This window comes from Nocardiopsis sp. SBT366, assembly GCF_001083815.1.
Lineage (GTDB): Bacteria > Actinomycetota > Actinomycetes > Streptosporangiales > Streptosporangiaceae > Nocardiopsis > Nocardiopsis prasina.
Genome location: NZ_LAVM01000037.1, coordinates 1 through 13,658, shown reverse-complemented (window position 1 = coordinate 13,658; position 13,658 = coordinate 1). Strand labels below are relative to the sequence as shown.

The window sequence follows — 13,658 nt, the reverse complement described above, 5'->3', positions numbered from 1 at the left end:
CCCGGAGGGTTCACAGGGAGGTGACGCCGAGGCGGCCCATGAGCTCGGGTTCGGTGATGATGTCGATGCTCTGGCCCTTGGCGATGTAGGCCTCGGCCTGCTTGTGCTTGGAGGTCTTGCCTCCGTGGTCGCTGTCGGCCACCACCAGGACGTCGGTCTTCTTGGTGACGTTCTTGGCGGGTTGGCCACCGGCCTCGGCGATGCGCTTCCACACCTCGGGCTTGTCCATGGCGCGCAGGTCACCGGAGACGCACACCGTACGGCCGTAGAGCGGTCCGGCCGGGTCGGCGTCGGCGGACGGTTGGGGGAGCGGGGTCTGCGCGGCCCGCTGCCAGCGACCGAACCGGTCCTCGCGGGCGGGGGCCTCCACCACGGCGGTGATCAGCGGGACGGCCGCCGGAGCGGGCGTGGCACTGACCGCCTCCAGACGGCCCAGGCGCAGCCCGCTGACACGGCTGAGTTCGGGCAGCGTGCCGGTGCCGTGGCGTCGCATGGCCGCGATCATGATGTGCGCGGCCGCCTCGGCATCGGCGTCGGCCCGGTGGTGTCGGGTGATCGTGTGGCCCACGTGCGCGGAGACCGTGGGAAGGCGGTGGTCGGGCAGGTCCCAGGTGCGCCGGGACAGCGCCAGCGTGCAGGCGTAGTCGAAGGCGGGCAGCGCCAGCCCGGTGTGGGCGCAGGCCTGGCGTAGCGCCCCCATGTCGAAGGGGGCGTTGTGCGCCACCAGCGCCCCGCCCCTGGCGAACTCGATCACCTGGTCTCGCACCCTCTCCCAGGTGGGCGCGTGGGCGACGTCCGCGGCGGTGATGCCGTGCACGGCGGTGTTGTGCCGGGAGAAGAACGAGACCGGCTCCGGTGGGCGGATGAGAGTGGTGAACCGGTCGACCACCCGCCCCTCGCTCACCCGGACCAGACCCACGGCGCAGACGCTGCCGCGGTCCTGGTTGGCGGTCTCGAAGTCGATCGCGGTCCAGGTGTGGGACACCCCCGCTACCTCCCTTGTACTCGCGTTGGAACGGGTCGAGCGTACCGGGGCCGTCGCACCACCGAGGTCAGAACGGATCGAAGGAGGAGATCGCCTGCTCCCGTAGCGAGGTGTCCTCGGCCCAGACGTCCTCACCGGAGGACCAGGCCAGCGTGTAGAACTCGCCCTCGGTGGCGTTGATGTTGCGGGCCAGCAGGCGCCAGGCGCCCTCGCCCCGGTCCCAGCTGAACTCCCAGTCGGCCGCCGAGACGAAGGAGGTCCGGGACGTGACGTCCTCCACTCTGATCCGTTCGTACCCGGGCAGCCGGTTCTCCGCGACGGAGTTGCTCTCCTGCTCCAGCACGTGCTCGTACTCGTCCTCGATCGAGTGGGGGGTGCGGTCGATCTGGAGGTAGGCCTTGGACGTGGGGGAGTCGTAGAAGACGCTGGCGCCGTCCGTGCGGCGCTCCCAGCCGTCGGGGACCAGCAGGGCGAACCCCTCGGGGTCCTCTGTCCAGGTCATACCCTCCGCGGAGGGGACCTCGTCCTCCTCTGTGACCGGGGCGGTGGGGTCCCCCGCGTCGGTGGGGACACCGGCCTCGTGGCTCGGCGAACCCTCCTGGCCGGATCCGCCCCAGCGGTCGACGACGACCAGGGAGGCGGTGATCAGCAGGGCGGCCAGGCCCAGGGTGAGCACCACCACGGGCCAGGTCAGGCGTCGTGGGCGCCGTGCGGCGGTGGCCTCGTCAGGCGTGGCGGGGGTGGGTTCGGAGGCGGTCGGGGGCCCGAAGGCGGCCGTCGTCCCCACGGGCCCGGTCGCGCCCGGAAAGCCGGTCGTCCCCGGTGGGGTGGAGTCACTCGCGCCCGGCGCGGCCGGGGGGAGGTGTGCCACGGTCAGGGCCGAGGTCCCGGTCTCTCCCCGAGCGGCGGCACTCAGCAGCTCGCGACAGCCCCGCGCGTCCAGTCGGCGGTCGGGGTCCTTGACCAGCAGTCCGCGAACGGCATCGCCCAGCGGACCGGGCAGGATCTCGGGCGGGTCCGCGCTGAGCACCGCGTGCAGGGTCGCCGGGACGCCCTCACGCAGGAAGGGGGACACCCCCGTGACCGCGTGGTACAGGGTGGCGCCCAGGGACCACAGGTCGCTGGCGGGGGTGGCGGGCCGGGAGTTGAGCCGTTCGGGTGCCACGTAGGCGGCGGAGCCCATCACCCCGGAGGTCTGGGTGACGGCGGCGGTGTCCACGATCGTGGCGATCCCGAAGTCGGTGAGCACCACCCGGCCCGCCGCGGTGACCATGACGTTCTCGGGTTTGACGTCGCGGTGGGTGATGCCCTGGCCGTGGGCGGTCTCGAGCGCGTCGAGCAGGCCCAGCCCCCAGGCTGCTGCCCGCTGTGGCGGGACCGGGCCGCGCTCACGCATCAGGCGCATCAGGGAGTCGCCGTCCAGCAGCTCCATGACGATCCACGGGCGACCGTCGTCCTCGACGATGTCGTACACGGTCACGATGTTGGGGTGCTGGCCCATCGCGGTGGCCTGGGCCTCCCGGCGTGCCCGGGCGGCCACCCGAGCGCGTTCCTCCTCGTCCAGGCCCGGCCCCAGCAGGATCTCCTTGACCGCCACGGTCCGGTTGAGTCCGGTGTCGTGCGCCCGCCAGACCCGGCCCATTCCTCCTCGCCCGACCTCGGAGTGCAGTTCGTAGCGCTCACGCAGTGTGCGGTGGGGAAGGACCACCTGGGACTCCTGTGGGACGGGGGCCGAAGGTACGGGCGACGTGACGGCCGCGGGGGCGGGGCGGGAGTTCACACGTCAAGTCGCCCATTCTAGGAAGGATCGGACCTCGGGGCGCACATCGGCCGACGGCTCAGGTGTCAGCTTCGGCCAGGAAGTCCCTGACAAGGCGGTTCACCGTATGGGGTGACTGACGGTTGACCCAGTGCCCCTGGCCCGCGAGGAGTTCGAGGCGGGCTCCGGGCACCGCCTTGGCGGCGGCGACGGTGGTGGCGGGCTTGACGCCCATGTCCTTGTCACCCTGGACGAACAGGGCCGGGCAGCGGATCTCACCCAGGCGTGGACGCAGGTCCACGTTCATCCGCCAAGGGCCGATGGAGGCGTTCTGCCAGTCCGAGGATCCCGCGCCGTGGGCGTCCATCTCGGCCATGACCTCGTCGACGACCTCGTCCTGGTCGGGGGCGGGTCCGGCGAACAGTGCCGTGCGGACGAAGGCCTCGGTCCGCTTCCTGTTGCCGACCATCATCGCGGGCAGGGAGGTGTTGAGCAGGCGGCTCCGGGAGACGAGCCACAGGAGCTGGTGGTAGACGGGCGGAAAGGACAGGGTGCCCCCGGGAGCGATGGCCACGAGGCGTTCGACGCGGTCGGGGTGGTCGATGGCGGTGGCGAGGGTCATCGCGCCGCCCTGGGACATCCCGACGACGGCGGCCCGCTCGACGCCGTACTGGTCCAGGGTCGCGAGCACGCAGCGTTGGAGGGCGGCGTGGTCGGCGAATCCGTTCCACGGGGTACTCAGCCCCTGTTTGGGCCAGTCCGGGGCGATGACCCGGTGGTCCCGGGCGAGGTCGGGGATGAGGTGGCGCCAGCTCATGGTGGCGCTGTCCACTCCCGCGCCGCTCAGCAGCAGCACCGGCGGGGCGTCCTCGGGGCCCTCGACGATGACGCTCAGGCGCCCCTCGGGAAGGGCCACGTGCTCTCGGTGGAAGTCGGGGCCGCTCATGTGTGGTCCTCACGTCGGTCGCGCCAGCGCTGGAGCATGGCGGGGAGTTCGGTCTCCAGGAACCCGTAGAGCTCGTGGACGTTGGCCAGGCGCTCGCGGCGCTCGGGTGGGGCGTCCTCCAGGGCCCTGAGTCCGCGTTCGGTGACCTGACGGAAGCTGGTGGCCAGGGCGTAGCGGCGCTCCAGCATGCGGCTCCAGCCGTCGGCGGCGATCCGGAAGTACTCCTGGCGCTCGCCGCGTTTGCGCACCCCCTCGACCAGACCGCTGGGGGTGAGCATGCGGGTCGCGCTGCTGATGGAGCTGCGGCTGACCTGGAGCACCTCGGCCAGGCGTGCGGCGCTCTGCTCGGGCGGGTCGCTGATCAGCAGCCAGCCGATGACCCGGCCGGAGATCAGCGGCAGGCCCTCGCGTTCGAAGAACACGGCGACGTCGTCGACGAAGGCCAGTTCGTCCTCGGTGGGTTCGTTCATGCGGGCAGATTACAGCCATTGCAGTCATGACTGCAATGGCTGTAACGGGGTTGCCGTCGGCCCGAAAGGAACACCCGCAGGCGGGAACTCCGCGTTCGGTCGCGTCCCGTCCCCGTCAAGCGGTCGCGCTCCGCTCCTGGAACGGGGGGTGCGCGTGGCAGGGGTCCGCGGTGCGGAGCGGACCCCTGCCAGCTGGGTCGGCCCGGGAACCCCCGGGATGGAACGGACGCCGGTTACCGGTCACCGTTCCCTCGGCTTCTCTCAGCCCTGCGCCCTGGCTACGGGACGGAGTCGAATGACGGGGATCGTGCGGTCGGTGTCCTGCTCGTACTGGGCGAACGCCGGGGAGACCGTGGTGATCTGGTTCCAGGTGCGGTCGCGTTCGTCCCCGGCCAGCTCCTCGGCCGTGACGGGGAACTCGGCTCCGGCGACCACCACCCGCACTCGATCGGGGGCCGCGGCCAGGTTGCGGTACCACAGCGGCTGCTTGGCGGACCCGGCCGCGGAGGCGACGATGACGTAGGAGCCGTCGCCCAGCGGGAAGTAGGCGACCGGCGTGTGGCGTTCCTCCCCGGACCTGCGGCCGATCGTGGTCAGCACCAGGGCGTTCATTCCCTCGGGGCCGCTGCCGCCGGCCCGGATGTCGGCGATCACCCCGGCGTTCATCTGCCGCATCTGCTCAGCGGGCGGCATCTGGACGCCACGGGTGCCGTTGGGTGTGTCGAAGCTCAAGAGGTCTCCTCGTGGGGCTCGGGCCGTTCAGGACCGGCCGGTGTCGACGGCGAGGCTGTTGTGGGACGGGCCGTTGGACGTGCCCTGGTTGCGGGCGAAGGCCACCGGTTCGGATCGCAGCACCCCGCCCGGTGCCCCCGGTTCGGGACGGTGGTCAGAGGGTGATTTTCCCTCGCCCACCACCCGAGCCCCTCACGCCCCGACCTGCTCGGCGAGTTGGTCGGCGACGCCCCGGGGTTCACGGCCGAGGAGTTCGGCCAGCAGCGGGTCCGGTTGCGCGAAGTACCCCTCGCGGGTCGCGCGGAACATGGTGAGCATGAAGCGGGCCGCCTGCTCCGGATCACCGTTCGCCGTCTGGTCGGCGACCCACTGTTCGTCGTCCACGACGACGCGTTCGGCGGGGTGCCCGCCGAGTTCGGAGGCGATCGCCGCGAAGTCCTCGAGAGTGACGGCCTCTCCGGCGATCAGGGTGGCGGCCCCGTCGAGGGAGCGCTCACCGGAGAGAACGACCGCCGTGGCCTCGGACAGGTCGGCGGGGGAGGTCCATGGGACGGGCCCGTCGGCCGGTGCCGTGATCACCCCGGTCTCCCGCCACGGCCCGAGCATGGAGGCGAAGCTGTGGGCGAAGAAGCCGTAGCGCAGGGAGGTCCATGCGACACCGGAATCGGCGAGGATCGCCTCGGTGGCGGCGTGAACGGCCGCCGGAGGGTAGGGGCCGTCGATCGCGGCACCATGCTGGCTGGTGTACAGGATCCTCCGGGCGCCGGCCGCGACGGCTGCCTCGATCGCGTTGCGGTGCAGACCCACCATGTCGGCGGTCGGGTCGTTCCCGGACACCAGGAGCACTTGGTCGGCACCAGCGAAGGAGTCCCGCAGGGCGGCCGGTTCCTCGTAGGAGCCCTGACGCACGCGCACGCCGCGGTCCGCGAAGAGCTGGGCTCTGGAGACGTCGCGCACGCTGACACCGATCCGGTCGGCGGGCACGCGTTCGAGGAGGTGTTCGACGGTGGCCCCGTTGAGGGTGCCGGTGGCGCCGGTGACAACGATCATGCTGGTGGCCTTTCGCTGTGTGCCCGCAGTGTGTGCCCGCACTGGAGGTGGTCCAGTGGCACCGTTTCCCTCAAGTTGACCAGCGGGGTCAGTTTCACGTTGGCAACGACGCTAGATAACCTGACCAACGCAGTCAAGTTACGGTCGGAGCAGCGGGGAGCGGTGGGAACCATGAGCGGTGCGGCATCCGAGAGGCCCCGGCTGCGCGCCGATGCCCAGCGCAACACCGAGCAGATCCGTCACGCCGCGATCGGTGCGTTCCGGGGGCGAGGCCTGAGCGTGCCGCTGGAAGAGGTGGCCAGGGCCGCGGGGGTGAGCAAGGCGACGATCTTCAACAGGTTCGGCGGCCGGATCGGACTCATCGAAGCCGTCATCGAAGAGGTCGTCGCGCGTGAGCTCCGTGCCGTGATCGACCACGCTCGGGCACTCGACGACGCGGGGGAGCGGATCGCGTACTACGTCACCGCGATCCGCGACCTCCAGTACCGCCAACCCACCGCCAACGACGTCCTGCTTCAGGAGTACCCCCACTCCCAGCAGCTCATGGACATATGCCGGGTCGCGGGCGAGATCTACGACGAACTCGTCTCCGCTGGTCACGCCGCCGGAGTCCTGCGACCGGAGTTCACGACGGATGACCTCCACGCGCTCATCGTCGACACCGCGCTCGCACTCAAACACGGCGCCCGCCCGCCCCGCGACGCCTACGACCGCCGCACCACCTTCCTCCTCGACGGAATCCGTGAGCACCAGGGGCCTACCGGCGAATGAGGGCAGACGGGCCGCGGAGCGGTGACGGTGGGTCGACGGACCGACCAGTCACCCCTCCCCAGGCGGCCCGTCCACCCACGAGCCAAAGCAGCCAACCGACCAGGGCGCAGGAAAGCCCCGCCGGTCCCCCGGCGGAGCGGAGTCGCCCAGAAGCGGATCGCGACCGGTCGCCTGGAACGGTCGGACTCACTGCCTGGCGGCGCCAAGGCTGCGACCCTGGCCATCGCATCGTTCCGAAGCAACCAGGTCCTGGCCTCCTCGAACTGACCCGCGTCCTCCAGCAGCCTCCCGAGGGTGACCATCGCCTCGGCGTGGCCCGGGTCGGCAGCCCGACGCAACCGGTCTTCGGCCTTACTCATCCGACCTGACACGGCCAGGGATGCCCCGAAGAGGAACATCGCCGAGGCGCCGCCTTGGTCTGCGGCCCGGCGCCACCAGTCCCGGGCCCTCCTCCTCCGACCCGTGTTGAACATCAGGCCCCCGAGGGTGACGATCGCCCGTGTGGCCCTGCTTGGCCATCGGGGTCCAGGCCCTTTCGGCGACGGCGGCCCGGTTGGCGTCGTGAGCGGCCCCCGCGCCTTGCGACTTCGACGATCTACGGCAAGCTCCCCGATGCGCAGTTTGACCCGCTTGTGGTAAAAGTTAGGCGTGCCGAACTTTAGAGATGGGTTCTCTTCAAACACCTGGTCCACCGTGATCCCCGGGGTCACACTGGCCCTGGCTCTCAGCGCCTGTTCCACCTCCGCCGGAACCGACCGCGACGACGACCGCCTCGTCGTCCTCACCACCTTTACCGTCATCGCCGACATGGCGGAGAATGTCGCCGCCGACCGCGTCGAGGTCGCCTCCCTCACCCGACCCGGCGCGGAGATCCACGGCTACGAACCCACCCCCGACGACCTCGTGCGCGGCCAGGACGCCGACCTCATCCTGGAGAACGGCCTGGGCCTGGAGGCATGGTTCCAGCAGTTCACCGAACGCGTGGACGCCCCCACCGCCGTGCTGAGCGAGGGCATCGAGACCATCCCCGTCTCCTCGGGCGGCTACGAGGGCGAACCCAACCCGCACGCCTGGATGTCCCCCGACAACGCCCTGGTCTACGTCGACAACATCCGCGACGCCCTCACCGACCTCGACCCCGAAGGAGAGGCGGTCTACGCCGAGGCCGCCGAGGGCTACAAGGAGGAGATCGCCGAGGTCGGCACCTACCTGGAGACCGAACTCGCGGAGGTACCCGAGTCCTCCCGAGCCCTGGTGACCTGTGAGGGGGCCTTCTCCTACCTCGCCCGCGACGCCGGACTCGCCGAGCAGTACCTGTGGCCGGTCAACGCCGAACGCGAGGGCACCCCCCAACAGATCGCCGCCGTGTCCGAGTTCGTCCGCGACAACGACGTGCCCACAGTGTTCTGTGAGAGCACGGTCAACGACAGCGCCCAACGCTCCGTGATCCGCGAGACCGGCGCCGCCATGGGTCAGACGCTCTACGTCGACTCGCTCTCCGAGTCCGACGGCCCCGTTCCCACCTACCTCGACCTGCTCCGCCACGACGCGGAGGCCATCGTCGCCGGCCTGACCGGCGAGTGAGGAAGGAGACCGCCATGAGGGAGCAGAACCGGTGACCGCCGCCATCGAGGTGACCGGAGCCACCGTTCACTACGGCGAGGTCCTCGCCCTGGACGACGTCCACCTGTCCGTGGAGCCCGGCCGGGTGTGCGGGCTGCTCGGCATGAACGGCTCCGGCAAGTCCACCCTGTTCAAGGCCGTGCTCGGCCTGGTCCCCGTCGACCACGGGCGGGTCCGTCTTTTGGGCATGGGCAACGCCGCCGCCCGCCGCAAGGGCCTGGTCGGCTACGTCCCCCAGTCCGAGCAGGTGGACTGGGCCTTCCCCGTGCGGGTGCGGGACGTGGTCATGATGGGCCGCTACGGGCACATGGGCCGCAGGCGCCGCCCCCGCGCCGCCGACCGCGAGGCCGTGGACCACGCGCTGGCCCGCACCGACCTCACCCACCTGGCCGACCGTCAGATCGGGGCACTCTCCGGAGGTCAGCGCAAACGCGCCTTCGTCGCGCGCGCCATCGCCCAGGACGCCGACGTGCTGCTCCTGGACGAACCCTTCGCGGGCGTGGACAAACGCTCGGAGGCCACCATCACCGACCTGCTCCTGCAACTGCGCCAGACCGGGCACACCCTGCTGGTGTCCACCCATGACCTGGCCCAGGTACCGGCCCTGTGCGACGAGGCCGTCCTGCTCCAACAGCGCGTGATCGCGCACGGTCCACCCGAGAAGGTCCTGCTACCGGACGTGCTCCTCGAGGCGTTCGGCATCCACCCCAGTGAGGAGCGACGTTCGTGGACGTCCTGATCGCGCTCGTGGAATGGTTCACGGTGCCGATGCGGTTCGAGTTCGTGCAGCGGGCGCTGCTGGTGAGCGTCGTGGCGGGCGTGGTCTGCGCCGTGCTCTCCTGCTGGATGACGCTGGTGGGCTGGTCGCTGATGGGCGACGCGGTCTCACACGCGGTCCTGCCCGGAGTGGTGCTCTCCTACATGTTCGGCATGCCCTTCGCCCTGGGCGCCCTGGTGTTCGGGGGCGGCTCTGTGGCGCTGATCGGAGTGATCAACCGCACCTCACGGGTGAAGGAGGACGCCGTGATCGGCGTGGTCTTCACCGCCATGTTCGCCCTGGGCCTGGTGATGATCTCGCGGGTGCCCAGCCAGACCGACCTCAGCCACATCCTGTTCGGCAACGTGCTGGGGGTCTCCGACTCCGACATCCTCCAGGTGCTGGTCCTGGCCGCGGTGGTGCTCGTCGTGGTCTGGTACAAGCACCGCGACCTGACCATGTACGCCTTCGACCCGGTCCACGCCCACGCCATCGGCGTCAACCCGCGCCTGCTGGAGACCCTGCTGCTGGGACTGCTGTCGGTGACGGTGGTGGTCGCGCTCCAGGCGGTGGGGATCATCCTGGTCGTGGCCATGGTGATCATCCCCGGAGCGACCGCCTACCTGCTCACCGACCGCTTCGAGCGGATGCTCCTGATCTCGGCGGCCGTGGCTGTGGCCGCCGCCGTGGTGGGCGTGTTCACCAGCTTCCACCTGAACGTGTCCACCGGCGGCTGCATCGTGCTGGCCCAGGCGATCGCGTTCACCCTGGCCTACCTGTTCTCCCCCCGACAGGGGCTGGTGTGGAAGGGGCGTGCGGTCCGCGCGCTTCGGGCTCGCGGCCGCGGAACCGGCGTCCTCGGCTGACCAGTCGATGAACATTCTGTTTTGAACATTATGTTGACAACTTTTCGTTGTCAACGCATAGTGATGGCATGGAGAACCCACAGGAGACCTTCACCCGGCCCGACCCCGAGCAGGCCCGACGCAAGCGCGTCCACGAGGCCCTCTTCCGCATCACCGAACGCCACGCCACCGGCGAGGACCGCCTCCGCTGGGACCGGACACGCATGCCCATGTCCCCGCATGAGGCCATCCGCCGCGTCAGCGACCTGGCCGCGGGCAGCGCCCTCCCTGATGAGGGCGCCCCTTCCGTGGACCAGGACGACCTGACCGCGGCGCTGACCCTGGTGCCATGGGCCCGAGCCGAGTTCGACCAGCTGGAGTCGGGGCTGCTCACCATGTCCAAGGGGCGGGGCATGACCTGGCAGGAGATCGCCTTCGGTCTGGGGCTGGGCACCGCCCAGGCCGCCCGACAGCGCCAGGAGCGCCTCACCCGTCGCACCGAGGAGGGGTAGGCCCCGTAGCGGCCAAAGCGGTGTCCTGCTCAACGCATGCGGGGGACAGGGAGAGGCTTCACCATCGCCGAGCGGGTCACGAGCCCGCTCGGCGCGGGGATGCTCCGGAACGCGTCCCATCTGCAACTGCGGCACGCGGACCGCGCCCATGTACCCAACAGGTACGTCAGGTGAGGCCGACCACGGTCCAGGGGCCCGGGTTCTCCTCCGTCACGACCACGGCTCCGGGTACCGCGACCAGACGAGGAGCGTCGGGAAGAGTCGTGGCGCTGCCCTCGGACCTGATCCACCACTCCTCGTTCCGGGTCATGTCCGCGTTCAGAACAGCGGGTTCGCTCTCGGAGTCCCAGCGCGCGAACTCGACGTTCATCGATCCCCGGTCCAGGTCGGGGTCGGTCAGGTAGTCCGGCCGGAGCACACCTTCCCCGAGAAGCAGCCCGCGGTCGATGTCACCCTCGGCCGGGCGCTGGGAGGTCTCCAGGTGGGCCAGTTCCTCACCCTCGAAGGACATGCGCCAGTACCCGACCGTGCCTTCGTCATAGTCGATGGCCATCTCGGCGTAGCCGTCATCGAGCAAACCGACGGGGTGTCGGTCCCGGTTCTGGTAGGCCGCGCCCCTGATCTCCTCGCCCGTCTGGGGGTCGATCAGGACTTCGTGTCGTTGGTTTCCGGTCCCGACCTCCAGGAAGAGCGCTTCGGCTCCGGGGGAGAGTTCGTGATTGGCGACGCGTCGGCTGTCATCGGCGAACTCCTGGTCCACCTCCCAGAGGACCTCACCGGTTTCCCCCTCGAGGCCGACCGCGAGCATTCCCTGCTCGTGTAGGTCGACGGAGTCGTCTTCGAAGCTGCCGTCGTTGTAGGCCGCGATGACCACCACGGTTTCCCCGGCACTGAGCACGTTCTCGACCGTGACCCCGGTGCCGGCCTCGGGCGCGGGCGGCTCATAGGTCCAGACCCGCTCGCCTCCGAGCAGGGAGAAGGCCTCCACGGAACCGCCCTCCTGGGCGGGGTCCGTGACCGCGACGTGCGAGGTGAGCGCGGAGGCACGGGCGAGGTTCCTGCCCGGGTCACCCTCGTGTTCCGCGATCAGTCGCCCGGTGCCCGCGTCGAGCAGTACCGCGGTGTCCGGTTCACTGACAGGCAGGGTCAGCAGGACCTCCTGCCCATCAGGTGTCGTCCGGGCGCTGCGGAGACCCCCGCTTTCGAGCCGGTAACTCCACAACTCCTCACCCGAGGCCCCGTCCAGGCCGACGGCACCGTCGCCCGTCACTATCACGGGCCCGGACACACCGGGCAGCACATCGATGAGGCTGGTCTCCCGATCACCCGTGCTCCACTGCCAGGCCACCTGCGACACCTCAGCCGGTATCGGGTGTGACGGGGCCTTGCCATCGTGGACACGATGCTCGACGGCCGCCGGACCAACATCTCCGGAAGGTGCGCACCCGGACGCGCACAGCAGGAGGGGAAGAGAAAGCACCATCGCACCGGTGGTGATCGAGTTATCCATTACCACCACTCACGGCACCGAGTGGCACCCGCGCTCTTTCCGCATTCGTACCCAACTGCGATCCACCTCGAGCAAAGCAATGAAATCCGCAAACCTGCTCCACACTTCTACCATCAGGACTTCCGGGCAGATCCGAGGGAAGGGTTCGAACCAGGTGTCTTCCAGGACGTTGCAGATCCTGGGCCTGCCACCCGTGGATCCATGAGCCTCACCAGGCGGTGGGCGGTAGGAGGCGGGCACCCGGGACACGACGAACCCGAAGAGCACTCCCACGAACTCTGTTACCGCCCTCTGATGGAAGCGGCGGCCGTGGGCAAGGCTGCCCCAGGGGCGCTTCCGCTGCGAAGAGCCCCGCGACGGAAGAGGACGTCGCGGGGCGGGAACTCACAGGAGCATGGCGAGCTGGCGCGCCTGGGCGACCAGGGTGCCCTCGCTGTCCCAGATTTCCATGTCCTCCTCGTGGAGGCCGTTGGATACGTGCTTGGTGGAGACCCGACAGGCCAGCCAGCCGGGAGCGGGCCGGGCGCGCACGTGGGAGGTCAGCTCCACCGTGATCGTGCTGAACTCGCCGATGTCGAGTACTGCGGGAACAGCGAAGTCGACCATGGCGGGCAGCGAGTGCACGTCGGCGTCACGGCCGTCGGCGAAACGCATCCAGAAGTCGGTCCGGGGCTGGCCGTCCTTCTTCCCGTCCAGCCACCCCGGGCGCTCGGGGTAGCGGTAGTCGATGCGGTGGGCGATCGTGATGCCCTCCGGCCTGCCCGCGAATTCCGGGGGCACGTAGCAGTCCTCGGGGGCGGGCAGCTCCGGCGGCCCGTCCAGATGCAGCTCACGACCCTCCGCCGTGAGGTCGCCGTAGGTGGCGGTGGCGCGCAGGATCTCCTTGCCGCCCTGTTCGGCGACGACGGCGCCGGTGGCCGTGCGGCGCCCCTCACGGATGGTCTCGGTGCGCAGAACGGCCTGGCCCGGGGCGGCGGGACGCAGGTAGAAGGCGGAGACCACGAGGGGGTCGGGCTGGGTGAGGGTCTGGCTCAGGGCGTTGAGGGCCGTCCCCAGGACGTAGCCGCCGTTGGGGTGCGAGGTGAACGTGGTCCAGCCGTCGGTGAGGGTGGCTGTGAACTCGCCGTCGGCACGCTTGTCGACCCGGGTGTCCTGGTCGAACTCGTAGCCTTCGGCGGGGTGGTCAAGGCTCATGATGCAATGTTACCGACCGGTAGAACCCCTGGCCACACCTGAACCGAACCGGGTTCGGTTCTGTGGGCGAGGACACTCGAGGACCCCGAGAACCGCCCGACCCTGACGCCAAGTCGGGCCCCACGTTCGTCACCACGACAGACGCTACCCGCCGCCACAAACCAGAACGAGGCACATCGTGGGCCACACGAACGCCTCACCGCCCAGCATCGACGCCCACGGCGGGGGCTGAACTGGCGCCCTCAGGCGTTCGCAGCCAACGCCACGCGTCCCTGGGACCGACAGGCGGAGGCCGCGGGAAATACTCCGCGGGGAAGGCACGGGCACGCGGGGTGTCCCTCCTCGAGGCGTCTTGCGTCGCGAGGCCCAGGGAGCTTCGGTGGGTGTGTCCGCGAGGTTACGGACCGCCCACGACAATCGGACACCGCCACCCCGGCTTCCGGCTCCCACCCGACCGCTTCGAGTGAAGGGCCCCGGCCCCGGCACTGGCAGAATGGGCCGCCC

Annotated in this window: 14 protein-coding genes; 5 read left to right on the top strand and 9 right to left on the bottom strand. The window is 70.1% G+C overall.

The features are described from left to right. Positions 1 to 10: 10 nt before the first annotated feature. The 6 genes from ADX84_RS13245 to ADX84_RS13220 form a co-directional block, all read right to left on the bottom strand. Positions 11 to 985, bottom strand: a complete 975-nt coding sequence (locus ADX84_RS13245; protein ID WP_049573044.1) for an exonuclease domain-containing protein — start codon at positions 983 to 985, stop codon at positions 11 to 13. 67 nt (positions 986 to 1,052) lie between these two features. Then, on the bottom strand, positions 1,053 to 2,693 hold the full coding sequence (locus tag ADX84_RS13240; protein WP_049573038.1) for a serine/threonine-protein kinase: 1,641 nt from the start codon (positions 2,691 to 2,693) through the stop codon (positions 1,053 to 1,055). Between the two features lie 130 nt (positions 2,694 to 2,823). Next, complete coding sequence (locus ADX84_RS13235; RefSeq protein WP_049573036.1) at positions 2,824 to 3,690, bottom strand: alpha/beta fold hydrolase; 867 nt, start codon at positions 3,688 to 3,690, stop codon at positions 2,824 to 2,826. Further along, positions 3,687 to 4,160, bottom strand: a complete 474-nt coding sequence (locus tag ADX84_RS13230) for a GbsR/MarR family transcriptional regulator (protein ID WP_049573032.1) — start codon at positions 4,158 to 4,160, stop codon at positions 3,687 to 3,689. Before ADX84_RS13230 ends, ADX84_RS13235 begins: the two co-directional genes overlap by 4 nt. A gap of 261 nt (positions 4,161 to 4,421) precedes the next feature. Further along, positions 4,422 to 4,892: a nitroreductase/quinone reductase family protein gene (locus ADX84_RS13225; protein WP_082206479.1), complete on the bottom strand. Its 471-nt coding sequence runs from the start codon at positions 4,890 to 4,892 to the stop codon at positions 4,422 to 4,424. A gap of 192 nt (positions 4,893 to 5,084) precedes the next feature. Then, positions 5,085 to 5,942, bottom strand: a complete 858-nt coding sequence (locus tag ADX84_RS13220; RefSeq protein ID WP_049573030.1) for an NAD(P)H-binding protein — start codon at positions 5,940 to 5,942, stop codon at positions 5,085 to 5,087. A gap of 171 nt (positions 5,943 to 6,113) precedes the next feature. Here ADX84_RS13220 and ADX84_RS13215 point away from each other — a divergent pair, with 171 nt between their 5' ends. Continuing rightward, positions 6,114 to 6,713 carry a TetR/AcrR family transcriptional regulator gene (locus ADX84_RS13215; protein WP_049573028.1) on the top strand — a complete coding sequence of 200 codons (600 nt, stop codon included), beginning with the start codon at positions 6,114 to 6,116 and terminating at the stop codon, positions 6,711 to 6,713. Here the strand turns inward: ADX84_RS13215 and ADX84_RS27085 are convergent. Beyond that, positions 6,647 to 7,072, bottom strand: coding sequence for a hypothetical protein (locus ADX84_RS27085; RefSeq protein ID WP_369801079.1), 426 nt, complete (start codon positions 7,070 to 7,072; stop codon positions 6,647 to 6,649). The genes ADX84_RS13215 and ADX84_RS27085 overlap by 67 nt on opposite strands. A gap of 289 nt (positions 7,073 to 7,361) precedes the next feature. Here ADX84_RS27085 and ADX84_RS13210 point away from each other — a divergent pair, with 289 nt between their 5' ends. The 4 genes from ADX84_RS13210 to ADX84_RS13195 all read left to right on the top strand — a co-directional run bounded on the left by ADX84_RS13210 (position 7,362) and on the right by ADX84_RS13195 (position 10,450). After that, positions 7,362 to 8,297 carry a metal ABC transporter substrate-binding protein gene (locus ADX84_RS13210; protein WP_049573025.1) on the top strand — a complete coding sequence of 312 codons (936 nt, stop codon included), beginning with the start codon at positions 7,362 to 7,364 and terminating at the stop codon, positions 8,295 to 8,297. A gap of 31 nt (positions 8,298 to 8,328) precedes the next feature. After that, on the top strand, positions 8,329 to 9,075 hold the full coding sequence (locus ADX84_RS13205) for a metal ABC transporter ATP-binding protein (RefSeq protein ID WP_049573022.1): 747 nt from the start codon (positions 8,329 to 8,331) through the stop codon (positions 9,073 to 9,075). After that, positions 9,063 to 9,959 (top strand): metal ABC transporter permease, encoded by an 897-nt coding sequence (locus tag ADX84_RS13200; RefSeq protein WP_049573018.1) that lies wholly within the window; start codon positions 9,063 to 9,065, stop codon positions 9,957 to 9,959. Before ADX84_RS13205 ends, ADX84_RS13200 begins: the two co-directional genes overlap by 13 nt. A 68-nt stretch (positions 9,960 to 10,027) precedes the next feature. Further along, positions 10,028 to 10,450, top strand: coding sequence for a hypothetical protein (locus tag ADX84_RS13195; protein ID WP_049573016.1), 423 nt, complete (start codon positions 10,028 to 10,030; stop codon positions 10,448 to 10,450). A gap of 166 nt (positions 10,451 to 10,616) precedes the next feature. Here the strand turns inward: ADX84_RS13195 and ADX84_RS13190 are convergent, their stop codons facing one another. Continuing rightward, positions 10,617 to 11,798, bottom strand: a complete 1,182-nt coding sequence (locus tag ADX84_RS13190) for a PQQ-binding-like beta-propeller repeat protein (RefSeq protein WP_234003952.1) — start codon at positions 11,796 to 11,798, stop codon at positions 10,617 to 10,619. Between the two features lie 546 nt (positions 11,799 to 12,344). Next, entirely contained in the window at positions 12,345 to 13,154 is an 810-nt protein-coding gene (locus tag ADX84_RS13185) for a thioesterase family protein (RefSeq protein WP_049572999.1), read from the bottom strand. Positions 13,155 to 13,658: the final 504 nt, after the last annotated feature.

Excerpts from the sequence above, each read along its gene's own strand:
- ADX84_RS13235 (WP_049573036.1), bottom strand. The coding sequence starts at position 3,690 with ATGAGCGGCCCCGACTTCCACCGAGAGCACGTGGCCCTTCCCGAGGGG.
- ADX84_RS13230 (WP_049573032.1), bottom strand. The coding sequence starts at position 4,160 with ATGAACGAACCCACCGAGGACGAACTGGCCTTCGTCGACGACGTCGCC.
- ADX84_RS13220 (WP_049573030.1), bottom strand. The coding sequence starts at position 5,942 with ATGATCGTTGTCACCGGCGCCACCGGCACCCTCAACGGGGCCACCGTC.
- ADX84_RS13215 (WP_049573028.1), top strand. The coding sequence starts at position 6,114 with ATGAGCGGTGCGGCATCCGAGAGGCCCCGGCTGCGCGCCGATGCCCAG.
- ADX84_RS27085 (WP_369801079.1), bottom strand. The coding sequence starts at position 7,072 with ATGAGTAAGGCCGAAGACCGGTTGCGTCGGGCTGCCGACCCGGGCCAC.
- ADX84_RS13195 (WP_049573016.1), top strand. The coding sequence starts at position 10,028 with ATGGAGAACCCACAGGAGACCTTCACCCGGCCCGACCCCGAGCAGGCC.
- ADX84_RS13185 (WP_049572999.1), bottom strand. The coding sequence starts at position 13,154 with ATGAGCCTTGACCACCCCGCCGAAGGCTACGAGTTCGACCAGGACACC.